The following is a 23,330-nucleotide window of genomic DNA, read 5'->3' as shown; positions in this document are numbered from 1 at the left end:
CATGGAACTGACCCCCAGAGACAAGGACAAGCTGTTGCTGTTCACCGCGGCGCTGCTTGCCGAGCGCCGCAAGGCTCGCGGCCTCAAGCTCAACTATCCCGAGGCGGTGGCCTTGATCAGTGCCGAGATCATGGAAGGCGCTCGCGATGGCAAGAGTGTCGCCGAACTGATGAGCGCCGGGCGCGAGATCCTCACGCGCGATGACGTGATGGAAGGCGTGGCCGAGATGGTCGATGAGGTGCAGGTGGAGGCCACCTTTCCTGACGGAACGAAACTGGTCACCGTCCACAACCCTATAGTGTGAGGAGCGCACCATGATTCCCGGTGAATACCAGTTGAAGGATGGTGAGATCGAGCTCTGCGCGGGGCGCGAACGGATCACCGTCGAGGTCGCCAATACCGGCGACCGCCCGATCCAGGTCGGTTCGCACTACCACTTCGCCGAGACCAATCCAGCGCTCGATTTCGATCGCGCCAAGGCGCGTGGTTATCGTCTCGACGTGGCCGCCGGCACGGCGATCCGCTTCGAGCCCGGCCAGAAGCGCGAGGTAACGCTGATCCCCTATGCCGGCGAACGGCGTATCTACGGCTTCCGCGGTGAAGTGATGGGCAGCCTACACTCCAAGGCGCCCGGTGCCGCGCCAGGGACAGGAGGGAAGTCATGACCTCTCCCAACAAGATCGGCCGTCAGGCCTATGCCGACATGTACGGCCCCACGGTAGGCGACCGTGTGCGCCTGGGCGACACCGAACTGTGGATCGAGGTCGAGCGCGATTCCACCGTCTATGGTGATGAGGTCAAGTTCGGCGGTGGCAAGGTGATCCGCGATGGCATGGGACAAAGCCAGCGCCTCGACGATACGGTAATGGACACCGTGATCACCAATGCCCTGATTCTCGACTGGTGGGGCATCGTCAAGGCTGATGTGGGCATCCAGGCTGGACGCATCGCCGCCATTGGCAAGGCCGGTAACCCGGATACCCAGCCCGGCGTGGATATCGTCATTGGCCCGGGGACAGAGATTATCGCTGGCGAAGGCAAGATCCTCACCGCGGGTGCCTTGGACGCCCATATCCACTTCATCTGCCCGCAGTTGGTGGAAGAGGCGTTGATGAGCGGTATCACCACCATGCTCGGCGGTGGCACGGGGCCGGCCACCGGCTCGAATGCCACCACCTGTACCCCAGGGGCCTGGCATATCGGCAAGATGCTGCAGGCGGTCGACGACTTGCCGATGAACATTGGCTTGCTCGGCAAAGGCAATGCCAGCCTGCCGGAAGCCCTGGAAGCGCAACTCGAAGCCGGTGCCATGGGGCTCAAGCTGCACGAGGATTGGGGCACCACGCCGGCGGCGATCGACAACTGCCTGAGTGTGGCCGAGAAATATGACGTGCAGATCGCCATCCACACCGACACCTTGAACGAATCGGGCTTCGTCGAGGACACCCTGGCGGCGTTCAAGGAACGCGGTATCCATACTTACCATACCGAGGGCGCCGGGGGCGGGCACGCGCCGGACATTATCACCGCCTGTTCCAAGGATTACGTGCTGCCGTCGTCGACCAACCCAACCCGGCCCTACACGGTCAACACCATCGACGAGCACCTCGACATGCTGATGGTATGCCACCACCTCGACCCCAACATTCCCGAGGATGTGGCCTTCGCCGACTCGCGCATACGCCGCGAAACCATCGCCGCCGAGGATATCCTCCATGACATGGGGGTGATCTCGATGATCGCCTCCGATTCCCAGGCCATGGGGCGAGTCGGCGAGGTGGTGTGCCGTACCTGGCAGACCGCGCACAAGATGAAGGTGCAGCGCGGCTTGCTGCCTGAGGACGAATCGCTCGGCGCCGACAACTTCCGTGCCAAGCGCTATATCGCCAAATACACCATCAACCCCGCGATCACCCACGGCATCGCGCACGAGGTGGGCTCGGTGGAAGTCGGCAAGCTGGCCGACCTGGTGCTTTGGGACCCGGCCTTCTTCGGTGTCAAGCCGGCCCTGATCCTCAAGGGCGGCATGATTGCCGCGGCACCGATGGGCGATCCCAACGCCTCGATCCCCACGCCGCAGCCGGTGCACTATCGCTACATGTTCGGTGCCCTGGGGCGTGCCGCGAGCCAGACCCGTCTGAGCTTCGTCAGCCAGGCGGCGCTTGCGGCGGGCATCAAGGAGCGCCTTGGCCTGCACAGCGAGCTGGTGGCGTGCAAGAACGTGCGTGGCGTGCGCAAGTCCGACATGAAACTCAACGATGCCTGCCCGCAGTTGACCGTCGACCCGCAGACCTACGAGGTGCACGCCGACGGCGAGCTGCTGACCTGCGAGCCGGCGACGGAGCTGCCGCTGGCGCAGCGGTATCATTTGTTCTAGTGCGTCCTGCGGACGCGAGCTGTAAGCCATAAGCTTGAAGAGGGAAGAGGGAAGAGGGAAGAGACGAAAAATTCTCATTTCTTCTTTCTTCAGTCGCGGAGCGACGTTCTTCAACCTTCCTTCTTCCAGGCGCGTAGCGCCGCTCTTCCAGCTTCAAGTCGCGCAGCGACGATCTTGAGGAATTCTTATGCTGAAACTGATCGAACGTCTGGATGCCGCCGCCGATGCGTCACCGGACGATATCCTGACCTTGCCTTATGAGCTGCGTGTTCGCGGTCGGCTCAAGGCGGTCAGTGACAGTGGGCGCGAGTTGGGGCTGTTTCTCGAACGCGGCCACGTGTTGCACGATGGCGAGCTATTGCGTGCCGAGAGTGGAGAGATCGTGCGAGTGAAAGCTGCTGACGAACCGGTGGCGACCGCGTGGATAGAGCCTGGTTTGCCATTGGCCAGGCTCTGCTACCACCTGGGCAACCGTCACGTGACGCTGGCGATCGGTGGCGACGACCGCTTGGGTTGGGTGCGCTTCCCGCCGGACCATGTGCTGGAAGAGTTGGCCGAGCGGCTGGGAGCGCGGATAGAGCATCATCAGGCGCCTTTCGACCCGGAGCCGGGGGCTTATTCCCAGGCTGGTCACTCCCATGGCCATAGCCATGATCACGATCATGATCACTCGCATCGTCATGAGAATGTCCATGGCCATGTCCACTAAGCCAGGCTCCGATATGAACGATGATCTGGCACTGCTTGGGTTGATGCAGTTGGTCAGCCCGGCATTGCCGATCGGTGCCTTCGCCTGGTCCCAAGGCTTGGAAAGTGCCTTCGAGCTGGGCTGGGTGAAGGACGAAGAGAGCCTGGGTGAGTGGTTGACCGGGGTGCTCGACGATGGTCTGGCACGTTGCGAGCTTCCGGTCTTGATCCGTTTGCAAGGCGCCTGGGCAGCGGCTGACGACGAGACTGTCGGATACTGGGATGACTGGCTGCATGCCAACCGCGAAACCGCGGAACTGGCTGCCGAGGACATGCGACTGGGGGCTTCTTTGACGCGGCTGCTGGGCAGCCTGCAACTGCTGCCGGAGGCATCGATGATGCCCCGCGACGCGGGTTACGTCACGGTCTTCGCCTGGGCGGCGCATGTGCGCGGCGTGCCGGTTCGCCAGACATTGCTCGGCTTTGCCTGGTCCTGGCTCGAGAACCAGTTGGCGGTGGCCTGCAAGGCATTGCCGCTTGGTCATACTGCCGCACAGCGGCTGGTGGAACGGCTGCGCCCAGCCTTGGTGGAAGCGGTGGATATGGCGTTGTCGCTGAAGGACGAAGAGCTCGGCCCGGTGTTGCCCGGCCTGGCACTGGCCAGTGCGTTGCACGAAACCCAATATTCACGGTTGTTTCGGAGTTGAATATCCGGTCGACGGGTGATGCCTGATAGCCATTGCCGTTATCGAAAATGGGATGATCATCCTGCAAGGGGAGCTTGTCTCTAAGCCGGCCTGACGGCCGGCTCGCCGCCACGGCGGCTCCTACATGTGCTGAGGTGCATTGTCCGCCAGGATGGCGAAAGGCAACCATGCGGGTTTTCGTAGGAGCGACCGTGGTCGCGAAGGAAGGGGCCACTAAGCCGGCCTGACGGCCGGATCGTCGCCACGGTGGCTCCTACACGAACAGAGGTGCCCCATGTCCGTGATGATGCCGGAAGGCAACCATGCGGGGTTTCGTAGGAGCGACCGTGGTCGCGAAGGAAGGGGCCACTAAGCCGGCCTGACGGCCGGATCGCCGCCACGGCGGCTCCTACATATGCTGAGGTGCCATTGCCCGCCAGGATGGCAAAAGGCAACCATGCGGGGTTTCGTAGGAGCGACCGTGGTCGCGAAGGAAGGGGCCACTAAGCCGGCCTGACGGCCGGATCGCCGCCACGGCGGCTCCTACATGTGCTGAGGTGCCATTGCCCGCCAGGATGGCAAAAGGCAACCATGCGGGTTTTCGTAGGAGCGACCGTGGTCGCGAAGGAAGGGGCCACAAAGCCCGGATTTTGACACATGGCCAATCCTGGAGCGGCTTCAGTCACGATGATTCGCTGGCAAAAGGCGTTCCGGGAATAACGAAGACATGAAGGAGATCGATGATGAAACACTGCCTGCGCGTAGGCGTCGGTGGCCCGGTGGGCTCCGGCAAGACGGCGCTTCTTAAACAACTCTGCCTGGCGCTGCGCGATCATTACGATATCGCTGTGGTCACCAACGATATCTATACCCGCGAGGATGCCGACTTCCTGCTCAAGCATGAGGCCCTGCCAGCAGACCGTATTCTTGGTGTCGAAACAGGGGGCTGCCCACATACCGCTATCCGCGAGGACGCCTCGATGAACCTGGCCGCCATCGACGACCTCCAGGCGCGTCACCCTAATCTCGAACTGGTGCTGGTGGAATCCGGCGGTGACAACCTCTCGGCGACCTTCAGCCCGGAACTCTCCGACCTGACGCTTTACGTGATCGATGTCTCCGCCGGTGACAAGATCCCCCGTAAGGGCGGCCCGGGCATCACCAAGTCGGATCTGTTGATCATCAACAAGATCGACATCGCCGAGCAGGTCCACGCTTCGCTCGAGGTAATGGAGCGCGATTCGAAGAAAATGCGCGGCGAGCGCCCCTTCGTGTTCACCAATCTCTACGATGGCGTTGGTCTCGAGGAAATCATCCGCTTCATTCTCGACCGCGGCATGCTGCCGGAGCGTCGGTCGAGAGAGCAAATCGTCAGTTGAGTTTTGGATTCGAAATATCGAAAGGAGAATGCCATGAGCGCATCTGTGACCCCTCATCCTACCCGTGCGACCCGAATGGCCCTGTGTGCCGTTCCTCTATTGCTGATGATGGCCGGAATGGCGTTTGCCCATCCCGGTCACGAGCATGAAAGTGGCTTCGCTTCCGGTCTGGCGCACCCGTTGTTGGGGCTGGATCACTTGTTGGCCATGGCGGCCATCGGCATCTGGAGCATACGCCAGTCGACGCCGATGCGCCGCGGAGCGCCCTGGTTGGCCGCCGGTGGCATGCTACTCGGCGCCGGCCTTGCCTGGGGGGGATTGGCCATGCCGGGTGTCGAGACCGGCATAGCGTTATCGGTATTGCTGGCCGGTGTGCTGATCACCGCCCTGGTCAAGCTGCCTGCCGCCCTGGGCGGTGCTCTCATCGTGGCCTTTATGCTGTTCCATGGCCATGCCCACGGTAGCGAGCTACCCCCTGGCGCCTCGATGCTGGCCTATCTGGCGGGCTTTACCCTGGCGACCCTGGCCATCACCTATGTCGGGCGTGCGCTAGGCGATGCACTGATGGCCAAGGAGAACCGCATCCTGCGTATGCTGGGAGCGATGATCGCTGTCGCCGGCGGAGTCTTCGCCGTGGGTTGATGCGTAAAAGCGCACACTACGACGCAATGCCAGGGGAGGGTGCCCCTGGCATTGCTCACTACTGGTGGCGACCCTCGCTGTCGGTTTCGCCAGCTATCACTGGCTGGTTGTCCTGATTGAAGTGACTCCCCCCTCTTGTCTGTGGTCAATTGTGACCACCTCCCTTGACCGGGTCGGCCTGTGATTGATCACGCCTCGTCCCCTAAAGATAACGTCGCCCCTGTCGATAATTGGTCTATCCAATTTACCGTGTTCTTTCCTGGGAGTGCTAATACGAATGAAAAAGTCCGAACTGCGTCACCGGCTGTCTTTTAGTCTGCAAACGAAGATGCTGGCGTTGGTCATGATCCCCATGCTGCTGGTGATCGTCGCCTTGGTCTCCATTGCTTCGTATGGCCGCATCCAGGACACGCGTATCAGCCTGGCCGATCAGCGCGCCAAACTGATCGAAACCCGCAAAGTCGCCATTCGAAATGTTGTTGAAGTGGCCAAATCCACGATTGCGCCGATCGTCGCCACGGCTGGCACCAACGATGCCGAGGCACAGGAGGAGGTCAAGGAAATCCTGCGCAGCATGCGTTTCGATGATGGCAACTATATCTTTGCCTACGATTTTGACGGCAACAATCTGGTCTTGCCTCCGTCACCGGAGCGCGAAGGCACCAATATGCTGGACGTACAAGACAGCAACGGCAATTACCTGATCAGGGGAATGATCGATATTGCCAAGCAGGGGAAAGGTGATTTTTATGGATACGAGTGGCTGAACCCGAAAACCAGCACGGTCGAACAAAAATTCTCCTATGCCGATGGCATCGATAAATGGCACTGGATGCTGGGTGCCGGCATCTATGTCACCGATATCGATGAGGCGATGGCCGATATCGAAGCCGCTGCAGCACGCGACTTGCGCCGTTCCATCCTCATGGCCGTTCTGGTCGGGGCCTTGATGTTCATTGGGGGTTCCCTCATGGCCATCTGGCTGGTGCGGCGCACCGTCCAGCCAATTCGCCGCACCGCAGCCGCTATGCAGGATATCGCCCAGGGCAAGGGTGACCTGACACGCCGTCTGAAAGTCGAGAGCGACGACGAGATCGGCAACCTGGCCACCCAGTTCAATGCCTTCGCCTCGCGTATGCAGGATACCTTGCGCGAGGTGCGCACGAGCACAGGCAGCGTCTATCGTTCAGCCGGCGAGATTGCCCAGGGTAGTGAGGAACTGGCTTCGAGAACCGAGCAGGCGGCTGCCAACCTGCAGCAAACTTCGGCATCCATGGAAGAAATCACCTCGACGGTGAACCATAGCGCTGAATCCGCTCGGCAGGCCAACCAACTGGTGCAATCCACCGCCGAGGTGGCGCGCCAGGGCGAGGCCGCCATGGACCAGGTGGAGCTCACGATGAACGATATCAATGACTCGGCAAGCAAGATCAGCGATATCATCACCATGATCGATGCGATCGCTTTCCAGACCAATATCCTCGCCCTCAATGCCTCGGTGGAAGCTGCCAGGGCCGGTGAGCACGGTCGCGGTTTCGCGGTGGTTGCCCAGGAAGTACGTACCCTGGCCAGCCGGTCCGGCGAGGCATCGCGCGAGATTCGCCAGTTGATCGATACCTCGGTCTCGCATACCCAGTCGGGTGCGGAGTTGGTGCGCAGCGCCGGTCAGACGATGCAGAAAATCGTCGCCAGCGTGGCGCGAGTGACGGATGTCATTGGCGAAATCAGTGCCGCCGCCAAGGAGCAGAGCAGCGGTATCGGCCAGGTCAATACCGCCGTGACGGAACTGGACACCATGACGCAACAGAACGCCGCCATGGTTCAGCAATCCACGACCGCCGCTGCCGATATGCGCCGCCATGCCGAACGTCTCAATCAACTGATCAATACCTTCGTGCTTGGTGAGGACTCTCCTACCCGACAGACGCCGACGGCGCTCCAGGTGACGAATCAGGCCTCCAGGTCGCAAGTGACAGCCTCCTCTCCGGCGACGCCCAAGGTTCCCGTCAAGCGGCCCGCAACCGAAACCGCCGATGAGTGGGAAGCCTTCTGACACGTTCCACTGGCGATGATCATCGGCAATTCGATGCTAACGAGAGACGCCTAGCCACGTGGCTAGGCGTCTTGCACGGTGAAGCGATGAGGTTTTATCTACACGGCTTCGAGACATAGCCTGTCTCGTCCCTCGTTCTTGGCCTGGTAGAGAAGGGTATCGACGCGCATGAAGAACGCCTGGGCCGTGACATCGCTCGGACTGAGCTCTGCGACCCCCAGGCTCAGGGTATAGCGAATCGATCGAGCCTCATCCTGTACGGCATGATCACGGTTGACCTGCCATATGCGCTCTGCCACCAGACGGGCTTCGTCGATTCCGGTGTCGGGAAGAATGACCGCGAATTCTTCGCCACCGTAGCGTGCGAAGTGATCGCTGGTGCGTAGCACACCTCGCGTGATTCGAGCAATCGCTATCAGCACGCGATCTCCCGCCAAGTGGCCGAAGTTGTCATTGATCGCCTTGAACAGGTCGACATCGAAAACGATCAGCGACAGCGGATGCCCGTGGCGTCTGGCTCGACTGAATTCGCGATGAAAGTGCTCCTCGAACAGTCGCCGGTTGTCTATCCCGGTCAGCCCATCCTGCTCCGCCTGTTGTCGCAGTGCGGCCTCGGCGCTGCGGCGGCGCGAAACTTCCTGGGTCAGGCGGCGATTGACGGTATGCAGGTAACCGGCGGTCCCCAATGCCAGTAGGATCATCACGGCACCGGGGACCGACCACTGCCACAGATCGGCAATATTGGGCGACGGGTCTTGTGGATCGTGGAGAAAGGTGTCGAGATCGACATTCTCGATCAATCCCATGTCACGATAGATTGAGGCGATACTTTGCCAGCGTGCTGGATTGCTGTAGCCGATCTCGATCAGGTCGGGCTGCATCAACTCACGTATCCGGCTCGCTTCGTGAATCAGGAAATCCCTGTCGTAATCGGGGGTGCGTGGTGGATAGCGCTCCAGGATCAGTTCGGCGACTTCCTCGGGATGTGCCATGGCATATCGCCAGCCTTTGAGAGCCGCCTGGCGAAAGGCGGCGACGATCTCGGGTTCCTGTTCCAGAAAGTGGGCGTTAGTGAACAGCAGGTCGCCATAGAGGTCGATGCCATAGTCTCGAGGGTGAATTTCCACCGGTATTCCACCTCGTTGTCTGACGAAATAGGCTTCAGCGGTGGAGTAGGCGGCGGTCAACTGGGTCTTGCCGCTGAACAGGTCATCAAGCTGCCAGGTTGGCGGTGAATTATTCAGCTCGCGAATATCGACTCGTGCTCTACGGAAGGCCGCTACCGTTTCGGCACTCAAGCGCTTGTCGGTACCATAGCCGGGTAGTGTCACCGAAATCGGCCGTTGTCCGATATCCTCCAGACGTGAGAATCCATAGCGTTCCAGAGTCAGAAATACCAGCGGTGAGCGTTGCATGATATTGGCCAGCACCACCACTGGCAGCCCTTGGCTGTGGTGTATCAGCAGATCCGCGCGTGAAACGCCGAAGTCGGCCCGCTGAAAGACCACTTCTTCGACTGGATCGACCGCTTTGCCAGCCGCCTCGTAACCGCTATCGCGAATCTCCACCTCGAGGCCGGCATCGCGAAAGTAACCCTGTGCCTCGGCCGCGTAATACCCGGCGAACTGGAACTGGTGATACCAGTGCAATTGCAGCGATACCGGAGTGAGATCGTTTTCACCCGCCTGCACGTCAGGCCCCATCAACTCCAAGGACATCCAGGCCAGTACCAGATACCCCACTCTCCAGGTGGTTCTCAGAAAACTTAGTCTCTGGCTGGCATGCATGCAGGGAGTGCTTCCTTGTAAAGAAATGTGATAGGCAATAGATGATAGGGTAGTCCAGTCAGGACAATGAGGCAGCGTCAGTTTTCTCTCAGCGCCACGATCGACTCGAACTTGCCGCTCTCGCTGTAGGTCAGTCGATACACGCCATCGACCCCGTTGCGGCCAACGATGTGCCGGAGTGCCGTTGCGGGGAAAATCACCCGACGTCCATCCAGACTGCGGGCACGCACGTTCCGTGCCCAGCCTTCGTAATGAGCCAGGCACTCCTCTCGGGTCAGGTTGATCACCACGTCGATACTGGGCATCAGTGGGCTATATTTCCGATCTTTTCGCATAGGATAGCGGCCGGGGAACAGGGCGCGAAGTCTTTCATCGTAGCTGTGGTGAACGCGTTGTTGCCAGAGTGTCCCCCCACCTCGTAGAGTGTAGGAAGGTCTAATCGACGGGTGAGGTTATGAGCCTGCGAGGCGGCCATAGACGCAGGTGCACGCCTGATCCGCCTGCGTCGTAGCGGGCTCCCTCAGAGTTCTCGCGACATTTTCGATATCCTGATGAGTGCAGGGCTCATCGAAACGGGATTCAACCACCACACCGATGATCTGCTCGAGTTCTCCCGCGTCATTATCCAGCAAGCCTGACGATTGGTTGACGTGGTGAAAACCTTCCTTCTTTCAGGCGCATAGCACCGCTCTTCCACCTTTTTCTAAAATTTTTTCCGCTTGACCCTAAAGCTTCGCCGATGACTTCCGATAGATAGGGTAACGGCCAACGGCGCCGTTGTGGCAGGCCCCGGATCAGCACCATACGAACGCCGCTGACTCGAGGCTCGCCAATGGAGCCCTCAACATTAGGAAGGACATCATCATGTCAGTGATCAATACCAATATCACCGCCCTGATCGGTCAGCAGAACCTGACCAAGTCGCAAAATGCCCTGCAGACCTCCATGGAGCGTCTGTCTTCCGGTCTGCGCATCAACAGCGCCAAGGACGATGCCGCTGGCCAGGCCATCGCCAACCGCATGACTGCCCAGATCACCGGTCTCTCCCAGGCACAGCGTAACGCCAACGACGGCATCTCCGTCGCCCAGACCGCCGAAGGCGCCCTGAACCAGGTCAACGACAACCTGCAGCGCATCCGTGAGCTGAGCGTTCAGGCGCAGAACGACACCAACTCCGCCGACGACCTGGAGTCAATCCAGGCTGAAATCGGTCAGCGCCTGAATGAGATCAATCGTATCTCCGAGGAAACCAGCTTCAACGGCGTCAAGGTGCTCGCCTCCGATCAGTCCCTGACGATTCAGGTGGGTTCGAATGATGGTGAAAGCATCTCGATCTCTCTGGAAGAGATCAATGCGGGATCTCTTAACTTGACCACTTTCAATGTTGACGGCCCGGAAAGTGTTGTTGTTGGTAATGCCACTCAGGCAGATGCATTCATCGGAGACGCTGCCAGCACCACAGTCACTACTCTCGGCACTGTTGCTGCGATGATTGGCGGTACCTTTGGGTTTGCCAGCGCCACCGCAGCAAGCAGTGAAGGCACCGTTTATGCTGATGCCAACGGTGACCTGTTCGCCAAGGTCACCATCGATGCCACCGAACTGACATCGGCTGAAGTTCAGTCCCTTGCTGATGCTGGCATCAATGTGGACGAGGCCTCGCAAACCAATGTGGTCTATATGGCATTGGAAGCAGACGAGGCCACCGTGACTGCAAACGGGACCGCCACATTCGATGCGACAGCCGACGCGACTGATCTTTCGCAACTGTCCTACGAGCGTACCACTAGCCCGCTGCAGGCGCTGGATTCTTCGCTGAACACCGTGGACAGCCTGCGTTCCGATCTGGGTGCCATCCAAAACCGCTTCGATTCCGCGATCACCAACCTGAGCACCACGGAAACCAACCTCCAGGCCGCGCGGTCACGTATCCAGGATGCGGATTACGCCGTCGAGGTCTCCAACATGACCCGCGCGCAGATTCTGCAGCAGGCCGGTACCTCCGTGCTGGCCCAGGCCAACCAAGTACCACAAAGCGTGCTGTCTCTGCTTGGCTAATCAGCCGAATAGTGATGGGCGCGGTGGTAACCGCCGTAACGATGGGATGGCATTTGCCATCCCATTTTTATATAAACGCGTCAAAATACAGCATGCTCACAATATTCCGAATTACCTTCGAAGCCGCTTGACTCAGTAACCTGCCAGTCAGCTATGAACCAGAGCTGGCGAAAAGACCGGAAAAGCACGGCCAATTCATGCCATCAGTGCAGCGTTGAAACGCTATAGTGGCATGTTGGTGTGACCCACAACCTGGAGGCCCGATAACATGGCGCGCAAGACATCAAGGCAACCGGCTAGGAGAGGTGCCGGTCACCAGCAAAAGGCAGCACGCGAAGTGAAAATCGAGGCCAGGGCCAAGGAGTTTCTCTCCCACTACCAAAGAAGGGATTTCCCGGCTGCCTTGGCGATTGCCAAGAGCATGACAAGCGACTTTCCCTATGCTCTTTTCGGTTGGAAGGCATTGGGCACCTGCCTAATGGAAAGTGGTGATCCCAGCGAGGCGATCTTCCCCTTACAGCAGGCACTGAAAATCAAGCCCGACGACTTGGAAACCCACACCAATATTGGTAAGGCCTATCAAAAATTAGGCAGGTTTGATGATGCCTTGGAGCATCTAGAAAAAGCACTGGCTATTTCTCCCGGTGATTATCATGCTAATTTAAGGATATCTGATATATATAAGGAGAAGGAGCAACACTCTTATGCTATCAAGCATTTGGATAAGTCGATAGAGTCTAATCCCGATGCGGTATTGTCTCAACTCAGGAAGGCCAATGCGCTGGTCGAGACCCGAGAATATGACCAGGCTCTCACCATTCTCGAGCCTTTGGTTAAGAAGCATGGAAACAATGCTAGTATACATAGCAATTTGGCAAATCTGTATGGCACCATGGGGCGTTTCGAAGAAGCGGAAAAGCACTATATAACTGCTATTGGTTTGATGCCTGGCCACCACCTGGCTTTTTCGAATTATTTTTTCACGGCACACTACAACCCAGCACATAGCGCTGATGATCTTTTCGATATCGCCTCGGAATGGCGAGGAAAGTATGCTCCTAGCCCCCGTCCTCAACGGCCTGTAACAGCAAAAAGTAAAAATAAAAAATTGCGCATTGGTCTGGTGTCAAGTGGTTTGCGCTCTCACCCTGTAGGACAGATGATCACCGGAGGGCTTGAGAACCTCAATAAGCATGATATTTCTTTGTATGCTTATTCTGACAAGTTGGCCAATGACCATATCGCGAAAAGAATTCAGGGTATCGTAGACTCGTGGGAAGATGTGCTACATCTTTCAGACGAGGCGCTTGCTGATAAGATCCGGCATGATGAGATCGATATTCTGATCGACATGACTGGCCATACCGCTGGCAATCGTCTGATGGCTATGTCGAGAGAGCCAGCTCCGCTGATCATCAAGTGGGTAGGCGGTTTGTTTAACACCGTTGGCCTTGAGGCTTTTGACTACCTGATCAGTGACCATATTGAAACGCCAGAAGGCGTCGATGATTATTATCTCGAGAAGCTGGTACGACTACCGGATGACTATATCTGTTATACACCACCCGATTATGCGCCGTCGGTGGGTCGGTTGCCCGCCTTATCCAACGGGTATGTCACTTTCGGCTGCTTTAACAACCCGGCCAAGGTCAATGAGAAATTGCTAGAGGAATGGGCCAAGTTGATGCACCGAGTGCCTGGGTCAAGGCTAGTGCTGAAGGGTGGCCAATATACCAATACTCATTATTGCGAAAGCATCTACACCATTCTTGAAGGTCATGACATTATCCGAGAGCGGGTCATTCTCGAAGGCCCTGTGAAGCACAAGGCTTTGCTGGAAGCCTACAACCGAATAGATATTGCGCTTGATCCCTGGCCCTACTCCGGTGGTTTGACCACTTGCGAAGCCATGCTGATGGGGGTTCCGGTGGTCACCATGCCGGGACCGACCTTTGCAGGTCGTCATAGCGCCACCCACTTGGTCAATGCCGGCATGCCAGAATTGGTTGTCAACAGCTGGGAAGAATATCGTGAGCGTGTGCTAGAGCTCGCTGGCGATTTGCAAAGCTTGAATACCATACGTCAACACCTACGTGAGGTGCTGCTGCAATCTCCGGTATGCGATGCTCCGCGCTTCGCTCAGCATTTCACGGTCGCCATGCGTGGCATCTGGCAGCGTTACTGCGAGGGCAAGGCCCCCGCTGCCTTGACTTTCAACAAGGAAGGTAACGCATGTTTCGAAGGGGAAAGTCACCCGGTCGAAGTGCAGCATCCGGAGCAGCAGAAGCAGAACGACGACTTCCAGTGGAAATTCGAGGGCAAGATCATCGCCATTGATAACAGCGGGCAGCTGCTGCGCCACGATACGGTTCGGCAAATGCTTCAGCAAAAGACGATGGAGCTGATCGCTTTCGATCCCGCCAGTCAGGCGCTGAACAACGCTCTCAGGCAACAGGAGGGCGTGCACTACTATCCCAATGCCTCCTTGGGTGATGGCCTTCCTGGCACGCTCTATGCGTGCCTTGATCCTGTGCTGAGTGCCACCTTGAAACCGTTGGGTGAGAGTCACGTACCGGAAGATGAAGCCAAGGGGAGTCAAGTGCTGACGCAAATCCCCATCAGTACCATAGCGCTGGACAAGATCGAAGGCTTGCCATCCGTGGATTGGTTGGTCCTGGATGCCAAGAATGACAGCGTGGCTATCTTGGAGCACGGTGAACAGGCCCTCAAGGACACTTTGCTGATCCAGGCGCGAGTTGCCTTCCAACCCAACTATGATTGCCAGCCCAACCTGGCTGAATTGAGCCATTGGGCTTCCCGACACGGCTTTCAGTTCTATCGGTTGAATGAACCGGATTATCGTAGTCATCTGCCGGATCGTGACGATCTGCAACAGCATCAAGCCACGGAGTTAGAAAGTGCTGATGCGTTGTTTATTCCCAGCCATCAAAGAATGGAGTCGCTGAATGATAACCAGCGGGTAAAACTGGCGTTTATACTGAGCTCGAAATTTGGCGTACATGATCTGACATATCAGCTGTTGTGCCAAGTTGATGAGGAAAAGGCAGAAAACTATCTAAAGGCTCAAGGCTACCTTGCAAGTCCTGTAGCCAAAGAGAAAGTGTCAAGTAATCAAGAGCTTTCCAGTTTTCAGCATAGTCACGAAATTGGAGTGGTGAAAAGTCAAGAGGGTGGTACCATTGAGCTGCCTAGCGCTCCTTTCATGTCTGATAATGAAAGGGCGCTTTTCAGGAAGCAGCTGGAAATTGCAAACCACTACTTCGAGTTTGGCTCTGGCGGTTCTACCGTATGGGCAGTAGAGCAAGGCTTGACTGTTCATGGTGTGGAGAGTGACGAGAAATGGGTCAATGCTCTGAAAGTCAAGCTTGGTGACAACTGTCAGGTACGAGCGGTCGATATCGGCCCCACCAGAGAATGGGGATATCCGGTATCGACAGCTAGTCGCGACAAGTTCCCTACCTACAGTCGGGCTATCCATGAGCATGACACGGCTTTCGACCTCATACTCGTAGATGGTCGTTTTCGTGTTGCTTGTACGTTGTCTGCCATTGAGCATATCTTGACTAGGAACCAAGACAGCGGGAAAACCAGAATTTTTATCCACGATTTCTGGAACCGACCACAGTATCATGCAGTATTGGAGTTTTTGGAGCCATTGGAAAGTTCGGAAACCGCAGGTGTTTTCCTGATCAAGGATAATGTTGATATGGATAAGTTAGGCAGACTGTGGCAGGAGTATTCCTATCAGCCTGCATGAAACAGAGATATGGTTGGGTATGGTCAATGGTAGTAATACGAACGGGACAAAACGGAGTAATGATGGAACTAGAAGAACAATACATTACCGCCCATGCCCTGATCCACGAGGTTCTTCCGCGCCTTCGTACGATGGAGACACTGGTCAACAATACCTTCGATGCGGTGATCGAGGCGACTGATGATTCAGGGCACCAGGCGCGGCACCGGGAGCAACAGCAGGCATTCCAGCTCGAGTTGCAGATGATACGGCTGAATCTGGATAGCCTGATGAAGCGCCATGCTCGGGTCTTGCGCGAGGTGCAAGAGAGCGATGGCGGCTGTGGACACGAGCGGCTATCGCTGGATGCGCACGAGACCGTGGCCATTACTCGCTTTCGACAGCTCTACACTCGTGTCAAGGAGTGGCAGAGTAGGTAGGAGGGAGAAGCGGATGCATGTCGGAGACATCGTCGTGCTCCAGGACCGTGTCAGTCCCGGTGCTAGGCAACAGTCATCTGTGTACCGACACAAGATGCCCCTCATCCGCAGCTATGCTGTTTTTCCTCAAGTCGCTCTGTTCACTGCCGATACCCTTTGATGGCGGACGGGGGAACTCCGGCCTTCGTCCCCTATTCATATCGCAAGGGAATTCATGATGAAAAAATGGCTGACCGTGGGCATGATGACAGCACTGCTGGGTACGGGGATGAGCAGTGCGCACGCCTTCGAGAGTAATGTGACGGTGGGAGCGCTGGCCGGGACTACTGGCGTGGGCGCGGAGGCCTCCTGGCGCTTTCATGAGCGCGTCAGTCTGACCGCCAATTATGCCGGTGGGTTGAGCTGGGACGGCGACTATGAGAGTGACGATGTTACTTACGAGGGTGACTTGGACATCTCCGCTGGAGCGCTGAAACTGGATTTCTATCCGTTCGCGGGACGCTTCTATCTCACCGCTGGAGCCATGTTTCCGGACATGGAAGCGAACGTAATCGGTCGCCCCACCAATGGCGGAACTTATGAGCTCAATGGTCAGACTTACAATCTGGATAGCGTTCACGGCAAACTGACGATCGCCGATGGCGTGCAGCCTTATGTGGGCCTGGGATGGCGCAGTTCGCACCGCAATGGTTTCGGGTTCTTTTCCGAGTTGGGTGTGATGGCCACCAATATCGACGTTTCGTTGAGCGCATCGGGCAGCGGTACCAACGATCCCGACTTCCAGGAGAACCTGCGCGCCGAAGAGCGCGAGCTCGAGCAGGATGCCGATAAGCTCTCGGTTTACCCGGTCGCAGTACTGGGCATCAGTTATACCTTCTGACTTACCTTCCTTGCTGCCAGGGGCCGTGCGCGGCCCCTGAGCCATGATGAAAAATGGTACTGCTGAAGTGACCCCCTTCTGAGTTGCACAGGCTATAGTGCAGTCGTCAGGAGGATGCCATGAGCGAAGGACTGTCCGTCAAACGCTGGACCGCCAAGCGCAAAGCCGCCGTGGTCATGAACATTTTCAAGGGCAAGACAACGGCCGCCGAAGTGGCGCGCCAGTACGACTTGACGGTCTCCGAGGTCAAGGGCAGGGTCGAGGAAGCCCAGCGCAGCAAGGCCTCAACGCAACCAGTGATCGGTGAAATGCGTGGCGGATTGCGGGCGTGAATAGAGGAACCCCTGAGCCTGTTCACAACCCAGCCTGCGCAAAGCCTCGCCCTGGGCCTGGAGCTCAATGCCTTCGGCGATGGTTTCCAGGCCCAGGTTCTGGGCCATGGCGATGATGGTCTTGACGATGGTGTGGTCGTTGGTGTCGGTCAGCATGTCGCGGATGAAGGAGATATCGATCTTGATCTTGTCGGCCGCGAAACGCTTGAGATGGGCGAGCGAGGAGTAGCCGGTGCCGAAATCGTCGATGGCCAACCCAAAACCCTGGACCTTTAGCGCATCCGCCATGGCGATGGCCTGTTCGGGGTCGTTCATGAAGCTGCTTTCGGTAATTTCCAAACACAGTTGGCTTGAGGCGATTCGGTGCCTGCGCAAGATCTGTTCCAGCGTCTGCATCAGACGTCGGTCGTCGAGTTGCTGGGAAGCGACGTTGATCGCTAACTGGCCCGGTAGAGGGAGCCCCTGGTCTCGCCAGGCAGCAAGCTGTCGGCAAGCAGCCTCGATGACCCAGTGGCCCAGACGACCGATCATGCCACGTTCCTCGGCAAGGGGAATGAAATCACCCGGACTGACCCAGCCGAGCTCATCGTCGTGCCAACGACATAACGCTTCGGCGCCGATCAGGCGACCGCTGGCGATTTCCACTTGTGCTTGGTAATAGAGCTCCAGGCGGTCGTCGTCTATCGCCTGGGAAAGTCGTTTGGCCATGTCCAGTCGAGACGCCATGTCTTGCCCCATGGCCGGCTGGTAAAGGCAGTAGCGACATGTCCGATGTTTGGCCTGGTACATAGCGATATCGGCGTGTTGCAGCAGCTCGCTGGCGGACGAGGCGTGATCGGGATAGCAGGCGATGCCGATGCTGACCTCTAGATGGAAGGTTTGCTCCTTGGCCAAGAAAGGGGTGTCCAGTGTCTCCTGTAGACGCCGTGTGCACTGGATGGCTTCCAGGGTGCCGACTTCCTCGAGGATGACCACGAATTCATCGCCCCCCAGGCGGGCGAGAAACTCACCCGCCTCCAGGGCCTGTTGGAAGCGCTTCGCGACATCGGCAAGTATCTGGTCACCGACATCATGTCCATGGATATCGTTGATTTCCTTGAATCGGTTGAGGTCGAGAAACAGCAGCGACAAGCGATTCGGGGCTTGATGCAGGATGTCGTCAAGGCGTTCGCGGAAGGCGGTGCGGTTGGGCAAGTCCGTTGGGATATCGGTGTAGGCCAGGCGACGTATATGCATTTCATCGCGCTGGCGTTCCAATTCGGCGGCCGCGCCAGCGGCAAAGATCCTCAAGATCGAGGTCACGAACTCGGGGTCTTCGATGGGCTCGCGGAACAGAATCGACAACAGGCCGATAGGCTTGCCAGATGTGTTGTCGAGGCGTCGTCCGGCATACGCCTTGACCCAGGGCAGTGCATCCCTGGCAGTTGCAGATATGTCATCGATGGAGCAGTCGTTGAGCAGGAATTCGCCTTCACGCAACACGCGTTCGCATGGGGTATGCGACAGGTCGTACTGGGCATTCTCCACTCGCTGCCCATCGACGACAGCAGCCAGTGTGTCGGCCATAGGGGGTGTCGAAGACGACAATCGAACCACAAAACTGGCTCCGGCACCCAGCGCGCTTGCCATGTGTTGTGCAAGTTGCAGAAAGAAGGCATCGCTGCTGCGCGAGGTCACCGCCGTAGCGATCTGCATCACTGCGTGTTGGATGCGCTGCTGGCGTTGCCGGGCGCGTAAGGTGGCGATACCGAAGGCGAGATCGTCGGCCAGGTCGCAGAGCAAGCGCCGTTCGTCGTCGGTGATGGGAGACGTCGTGCCTTGATATAGCAGCAGCACGCCAAAAGTGCGCTGTGAATTCTTGAGTGGCAAGCAGATGACACTTCGGTGGCCCCGTGAGAGCGCGGCATCGTGGCAAGGGGTGTGATTAGGGTCGCAGGCCAAGTCGACGATGATCTGTGGTAAGCCACTACGTACCGCTATGCCGGATGGACCACAGCCATTGGGTAGATCGCTCGACCAGCTCAGGCATATTTCGTCCAGAAAACCGTCGACCACGCCGGCGCTCGCCTGTGGCTTGATCGTCCGTTGTGCGTCGTCCATGGCAAAACCGACCCAGGCCATGCGGTAACCACCGATGTCGACGGCCAACTGGCAGATGTCTTGCAGAAGCTCGTCTTCATCCTCGGCATGCACCAGCATCTCATTGCAGTGGCTAAGAAGGTTGAGTGCGCGATTGGTGGCGATGAGCTTGCGTTCATGGCGTTCGCGTTGTTGCTCGGAAAGGACCTCTTTGCTGATGTCGCAGATAAAACCTTCCAGTACAGGCTCGCCTCGCTGCTCATCGAAGATGGCTTTACCCCGTTCGCATAGCCAGCGAGTTTCACCCGTGGCGGTAGTGATTCGGTAGGTGACGTTGAACGATGACCGGCGGGCGATGCTGGTCTGCACTTCATCGAACAGACGTTCTTGTTCGTCCTCATGAATCAGGTCGGCGAAGGAACGCCGGCGATTGTCGATGAAATCTTCAGCGGGGTAGCCGGTCAGTTCCATGACGCCGTCACTGAGGAACTCCATGGTCCAGTTGCGATCGTTGTGGCAGCGATAGACCATCCCCGGCAGGTGGCTGATCAGATTTTGCAGGCGCTGCTGGCTTTCCTCCAGTGCCTGTGCCATGTCCTGGCGTATCAGTTCGGCGCCGGTGCGTGCTGCCGCGATACGTATGATCTCGTCGGCGAACCCGAAGTCGGGCAGGGGAGTGTCGTGAAGGATAGCCAGCAGGCCAAGAGGGTGCCCATCGGGAGCGGTGATAGGCATCCCGAGGTACGCTTCGGCTTTCAATTGGATGAGAATGGCATCATGGGGAAAGCGCTGACTGACCTTCTCTGGAAAAAAGCAGACGCTGTTGTCGAGCACTTGCTCGCAGGGAGTGCCGGCCAGGGGATAGGTGAAATCGTCCCGCTGCTGGCCACGACTCCACACGGCCAGGGTACGTGCATGCTGCTTGTCGGGCAGTATGCGTGCCGCGAGCACATGGTCCACGCCCAGGGTGTCGGCTAGCCGAACCACGAGGCGGCTGAAAAAGAGCGTATTGGACTCCAGAGTCATGCAGTCGGCCAGTGACCGAAACGCTTCCTGTGCTGTCATGTGCATAAGCGGGGCAATGGCCCTCTGTGGGTTGTTGAAGCGACCGGCGGTTGTTGTCATACCACCATATCGGCAGGCAGTTCGAAAAAGTTGAGGCACTCCCGCTTGCGAGTGCCTGGCACGTAATTAAACATTTTCGAATAGGGGCCGATAATGCCATAAGGTCTTTGTGTCTTGCTCGTGGGGGATCATGCGCTCCATTGGCAGGAGGTGGGGCATGCAGGCATGCCGACAGGAGAGAGCCATGCGCAAGTTCGCCTATATGATGGGAATCGCGTTGGTGGTAGCCGTTGCGATCAGCCTGGCCAGTCGGCCCATGGCGGTGGAAGAACGCATGATTCGTGTCCAGGCCGCCGAGGCCTACCCCGAATATGCCGAGCAGTTGGAACGGGAGCCGTTGGAGGTGCAGGCGGTGCTGCTCGATTACCGCCATGACGACTTGTTGCGGTTGAAGGCCGAGGCGGCGCTGCTCGAATTCCCTGAACTCATACGTGAGATTCTGCCGCGCTATGGTACTGAGCCCGAGTTCCAGGCGGTATTGCGCGAGTACGGCTCGGTCATACTGCCTCCCATCCATTACTTTCTGCACCATGATGTTCATACCCTGGCACTGCGCGATGCGGCGGCAAGGCAGTTGCAGTCGGTCAGGGCCGCGACGCGGCACTGGTGGCAGAACGGGACGTCAACTTCAACTCCGCAGCGAGTGGTCGAGAACCCAGATGGGGATGTCTCGATGACCCTGACTCCCGAGCAGCGGGGCTGGCATGCGGTCGATCTCATTGCCGAGGAAGGGCATGGGTTTCTCGGACAGTTCACCCTCGGTGCCGATGGTGAGGTGAAGTGGATTCAGAGCGAACGCCTGCTCGAAGCGGCCAACTCGTTGTTTGCCGGTGGTATTCGCCAGCTCGAAAGCCGGGTGAGACGTGGCCAGGAAGTGGAGGCCGAGGATATCGGTTGGGCACTCGCCGATGGGGCGGTCATGGTCAGCGCTGTCAAGCTGTTACGGATGGGGCGCGCCAGTGCGAGGTCTGCACGCGCGGCGGATGCGACGCGCCGCAATACGGCATTGGCAAGCCATTTCAGCGTGGCAGCAGGGTTGGTCAACGTAGGCCGTTATGCTCAGTGGCCGACTGTTCTGGCGGGTACCTATCTTGTCGTTCGGCATCCCGCGATTGTCAGCGATGCCCTGGCGGCGGTGGCGAGGACGTTGGGATATCCCGTCAGGCTGGTGCAGTTTCTGGGCTGGACCCTGATCTTGTTGCCATGCCTCTACCTCGGCCTGGGGTTGTTGAGGTTGGTCGTGCCACTTGCCATTCATGTGTTGCACGGGGTGTCATGGCTGGAGCGAAAAAGCCGGCGTGGTGGCGAGCGTTATCTGTTTCGTTGAAGGAGTCGCTGCGAATGGCGATATCGTTCACGAACCCGAGATGATGTTACGAAACTGCAATTTGTTGCGTTGCGTTTCATTTATTTACATGACATTTTCGATTCGTGAGTTTATAAAATCGGATGGTAATGGATTAGATAATGGATTAGGAAATGCCTTGTTTCATCTAAGCATAATTAATCCATCAAAGGAAGCGCTGACTAAATCGACGAGCAGGATCTAGCGCAAGGCGCCCGGAGCACATGGGGTATATGTGAGGATCCGCCGGTCCGACGCTTCGGCACCGCGCAACGCAGCGATTGATGCGCAGGCATTTATTCAGTGTTTCCCAAACGGCCATTTGGCCATATAACAATAGCCAGTCCACGACTTGGTCGCAGACTTTCAACCAGGGACAACCCGGTCCTCATGAAGGTTCAAGCGATAATGCCTGGGGCTATTCGCTAACGCAGGGTGGGGATGCGCGATGTTTCAGCGCAGGGAACGCAATATTCTCGAGATCATTATCTGGTCGGTGACAGCGTTGTTGTCGCCGTATTCGACGTATCTCATCATCAAGTATGGCGATGCCGCTTTGATTGGGGCGCCGCTGGTGAATGCCGTGTTGTTCGTCGCGGCCATGCTGTGCACGAAGATCAATACCTCCCTGAACGATGAGCTGTTCGAGGGGCAAGAGGAGAGCGCTTCTCACGCCGCGGATGCGGATGAAGACATTCCCGACGAGTTGATCGACGTCGGTGGGTTGCGGGTACTGCGTGTCGCCAAGAACAGTCCGCTGCGAGGATTTGGGCTGGAGCGAGGCATCATTCGCTCGATCAATGGCGGTACTCCCGCATCCGCCGAGGAGGCGAACCAATTGCTGGTGCCTGGCAATAACGAGATCGTGTGGGTAGCGCGTTCGGGAAAAGCGATGACCTCGACCATCCATACCAAAGAGATCGACCTGAAAGCCCAGTTCGAGCAGATAAAACCTCGTCAGTATTGAGGCAAGAAACGGATTCGTGGTCTGCCAGCGTCGATGCCTTGAGTAAGAGCGCCCTTTCGCAATGCGATAGGGCGCCAAGTCTAATCAATTAGATTTCCGATGCGAGATGCACCCCTTTGCCACGCTTGATCAGTATTGCCAGGTACACCATGCCAATGGCGATCCAGGCTAGACCGAGCACTTTGGCATAGGCGCTCATGCTGATCAGCACATAGCCGATGATGAGGAGTCCGATGAGCGGGAAGGCTAGATGTGCCAGCAAGCGATGTGAGCGTTGACGGATACGGTAATGGCTGATGACCGACACATGCAGAATGCAAAAGCCGGTCAATGCACCGAAATTCACCAGCGTTGTCAGAACATCAGGCGCATCGAGGAAGACAATCCCGATGATCAGGGACAGCGCGGCCACCAGATAGAGGCTGACATGAGGGGTACGATAGCGTTCATGGATGAGCGATAGTGCTTTTGGCAACTTGCCATCGCGAGACATGGAGAAAAGCAGACGTGACACCGCAGCTTGCGACACGATGGAAACAGCGACACCCCAGGCCAGTGCCGTGGCGATGGCGGTCAACGTGCCTAGCCAGTTGCCTCCCGCGGCTGCAGCGTGTACAGCGACAATCAAGGTGAGAGTCACGCGACAATCAAGATGAGAAAGCCGAGATCGTGTGTCGTCGAGGTCGTGAGGGCGTAGCCCGAACGACCTCGACAACGCAAAACGGCGGGATCCCCT

19 protein-coding genes are annotated in these 23,330 nt (G+C 57.7%); 15 read left to right on the top strand and 4 right to left on the bottom strand.

The features are described 5' to 3' along the window. The first annotated feature begins 1 nt into the window (after position 1). The 8 genes from ureA to IE093_RS10125 all read left to right on the top strand — a co-directional run bounded on the left by ureA (position 2) and on the right by IE093_RS10125 (position 7,824). The gene (gene ureA, locus IE093_RS10160; protein WP_189468773.1) at positions 2-304 is read left to right on the top strand and encodes an urease subunit gamma; all 303 of its coding nucleotides are present in this window, start codon (positions 2-4) and stop codon (positions 302-304) included. A 10-nt stretch (positions 305-314) separates the two neighbouring features. Then, on the top strand, positions 315-665 hold the full coding sequence (locus IE093_RS10155) for an urease subunit beta (protein ID WP_189468771.1): 351 nt from the start codon (positions 315-317) through the stop codon (positions 663-665). After that, positions 662-2,377 carry an urease subunit alpha gene (gene ureC, locus IE093_RS10150; RefSeq protein WP_189468769.1) on the top strand — a complete coding sequence of 572 codons (1,716 nt, stop codon included), beginning with the start codon at positions 662-664 and terminating at the stop codon, positions 2,375-2,377. The genes IE093_RS10155 and ureC overlap by 4 nt, the downstream gene beginning before the upstream one ends. Before the next feature lie 187 nt (positions 2,378-2,564). After that, on the top strand, positions 2,565-3,086 hold the full coding sequence (gene ureE / locus IE093_RS10145) for an urease accessory protein UreE (protein WP_189468767.1): 522 nt from the start codon (positions 2,565-2,567) through the stop codon (positions 3,084-3,086). After that, on the top strand, positions 3,076-3,771 hold the full coding sequence (locus IE093_RS10140; protein ID WP_229803485.1) for an urease accessory protein UreF: 696 nt from the start codon (positions 3,076-3,078) through the stop codon (positions 3,769-3,771). The genes ureE and IE093_RS10140 overlap by 11 nt, the downstream gene beginning before the upstream one ends. 722 nt (positions 3,772-4,493) lie before the next feature. Beyond that, complete coding sequence (gene ureG / locus IE093_RS10135) at positions 4,494-5,129, top strand: urease accessory protein UreG (protein WP_189468997.1); 636 nt, start codon at positions 4,494-4,496, stop codon at positions 5,127-5,129. Positions 5,130-5,162: 33 nt separating this feature from the next. Next, positions 5,163-5,771 carry a HupE/UreJ family protein gene (locus IE093_RS10130; protein WP_229803461.1) on the top strand — a complete coding sequence of 203 codons (609 nt, stop codon included), beginning with the start codon at positions 5,163-5,165 and terminating at the stop codon, positions 5,769-5,771. Between the two features lie 277 nt (positions 5,772-6,048). Continuing rightward, positions 6,049-7,824 (top strand): methyl-accepting chemotaxis protein, encoded by a 1,776-nt coding sequence (locus tag IE093_RS10125; RefSeq protein WP_229803460.1) that lies wholly within the window; start codon positions 6,049-6,051, stop codon positions 7,822-7,824. 98 nt (positions 7,825-7,922) lie between these two features. On the opposite strand, the gene IE093_RS10120 is transcribed toward IE093_RS10125, so the two are convergent. After that, entirely contained in the window at positions 7,923-9,611 is a 1,689-nt protein-coding gene (locus IE093_RS10120; RefSeq protein WP_189468763.1) for a GGDEF domain-containing protein, read from the bottom strand. 77 nt (positions 9,612-9,688) lie between these two features. Beyond that, complete coding sequence (locus IE093_RS10115) at positions 9,689-9,916, bottom strand: DUF2835 family protein (protein WP_189468762.1); 228 nt, start codon at positions 9,914-9,916, stop codon at positions 9,689-9,691. Between the two features lie 559 nt (positions 9,917-10,475). Here IE093_RS10115 and IE093_RS10110 point away from each other — a divergent pair. The 5 genes from IE093_RS10110 (at position 10,476) to IE093_RS10090 (ending at position 17,078) form a co-directional block, all read left to right on the top strand. After that, complete coding sequence (locus tag IE093_RS10110) at positions 10,476-11,669, top strand: FliC/FljB family flagellin (RefSeq protein ID WP_308427198.1); 1,194 nt, start codon at positions 10,476-10,478, stop codon at positions 11,667-11,669. A 268-nt stretch (positions 11,670-11,937) separates the two neighbouring features. Continuing rightward, entirely contained in the window at positions 11,938-15,447 is a 3,510-nt protein-coding gene (locus IE093_RS10105; RefSeq protein WP_189468761.1) for an O-linked N-acetylglucosamine transferase, SPINDLY family protein, read from the top strand. A 62-nt stretch (positions 15,448-15,509) separates the two neighbouring features. After that, on the top strand, positions 15,510-15,866 hold the full coding sequence (locus IE093_RS10100; RefSeq protein WP_189468759.1) for a hypothetical protein: 357 nt from the start codon (positions 15,510-15,512) through the stop codon (positions 15,864-15,866). Between the two features lie 214 nt (positions 15,867-16,080). Beyond that, on the top strand, positions 16,081-16,746 hold the full coding sequence (locus IE093_RS10095) for a hypothetical protein (RefSeq protein WP_229803458.1): 666 nt from the start codon (positions 16,081-16,083) through the stop codon (positions 16,744-16,746). A gap of 119 nt (positions 16,747-16,865) precedes the next feature. Next, complete coding sequence (locus tag IE093_RS10090) at positions 16,866-17,078, top strand: DUF1153 domain-containing protein (RefSeq protein ID WP_189468757.1); 213 nt, start codon at positions 16,866-16,868, stop codon at positions 17,076-17,078. On the opposite strand, the gene IE093_RS10085 is transcribed toward IE093_RS10090, so the two are convergent. After that, positions 17,031-20,282: an EAL domain-containing protein gene (locus IE093_RS10085; RefSeq protein WP_189468755.1), complete on the bottom strand. Its 3,252-nt coding sequence runs from the start codon at positions 20,280-20,282 to the stop codon at positions 17,031-17,033. The genes IE093_RS10090 and IE093_RS10085 overlap by 48 nt on opposite strands. Before the next feature lie 184 nt (positions 20,283-20,466). On the opposite strand from IE093_RS10085, the gene IE093_RS10080 reads away from it, so the two are divergent. Both IE093_RS10080 and IE093_RS10075 read left to right on the top strand, forming a co-directional pair. Next, positions 20,467-21,609 carry a hypothetical protein gene (locus IE093_RS10080; RefSeq protein ID WP_189468753.1) on the top strand — a complete coding sequence of 381 codons (1,143 nt, stop codon included), beginning with the start codon at positions 20,467-20,469 and terminating at the stop codon, positions 21,607-21,609. Between the two features lie 466 nt (positions 21,610-22,075). Then, positions 22,076-22,594 carry a hypothetical protein gene (locus tag IE093_RS10075; RefSeq protein ID WP_189468751.1) on the top strand — a complete coding sequence of 173 codons (519 nt, stop codon included), beginning with the start codon at positions 22,076-22,078 and terminating at the stop codon, positions 22,592-22,594. 88 nt (positions 22,595-22,682) lie between these two features. Here IE093_RS10075 and IE093_RS10070 read toward each other — a convergent pair whose 3' ends face one another. Next, on the bottom strand, positions 22,683-23,234 hold the full coding sequence (locus IE093_RS10070; RefSeq protein WP_229803456.1) for an APC family permease: 552 nt from the start codon (positions 23,232-23,234) through the stop codon (positions 22,683-22,685). Between the last annotated feature and the right edge of the window lie 96 nt (positions 23,235-23,330).

It is taken from the genome of Litchfieldella qijiaojingensis (assembly GCF_014651875.1).
GTDB classification, from domain to species: domain Bacteria; phylum Pseudomonadota; class Gammaproteobacteria; order Pseudomonadales; family Halomonadaceae; genus Litchfieldella; species Litchfieldella qijiaojingensis.
The sequence above is the reverse complement of the archived record's forward strand: the minus strand, read 5'-3'. Positions and strand labels throughout refer to the sequence as shown.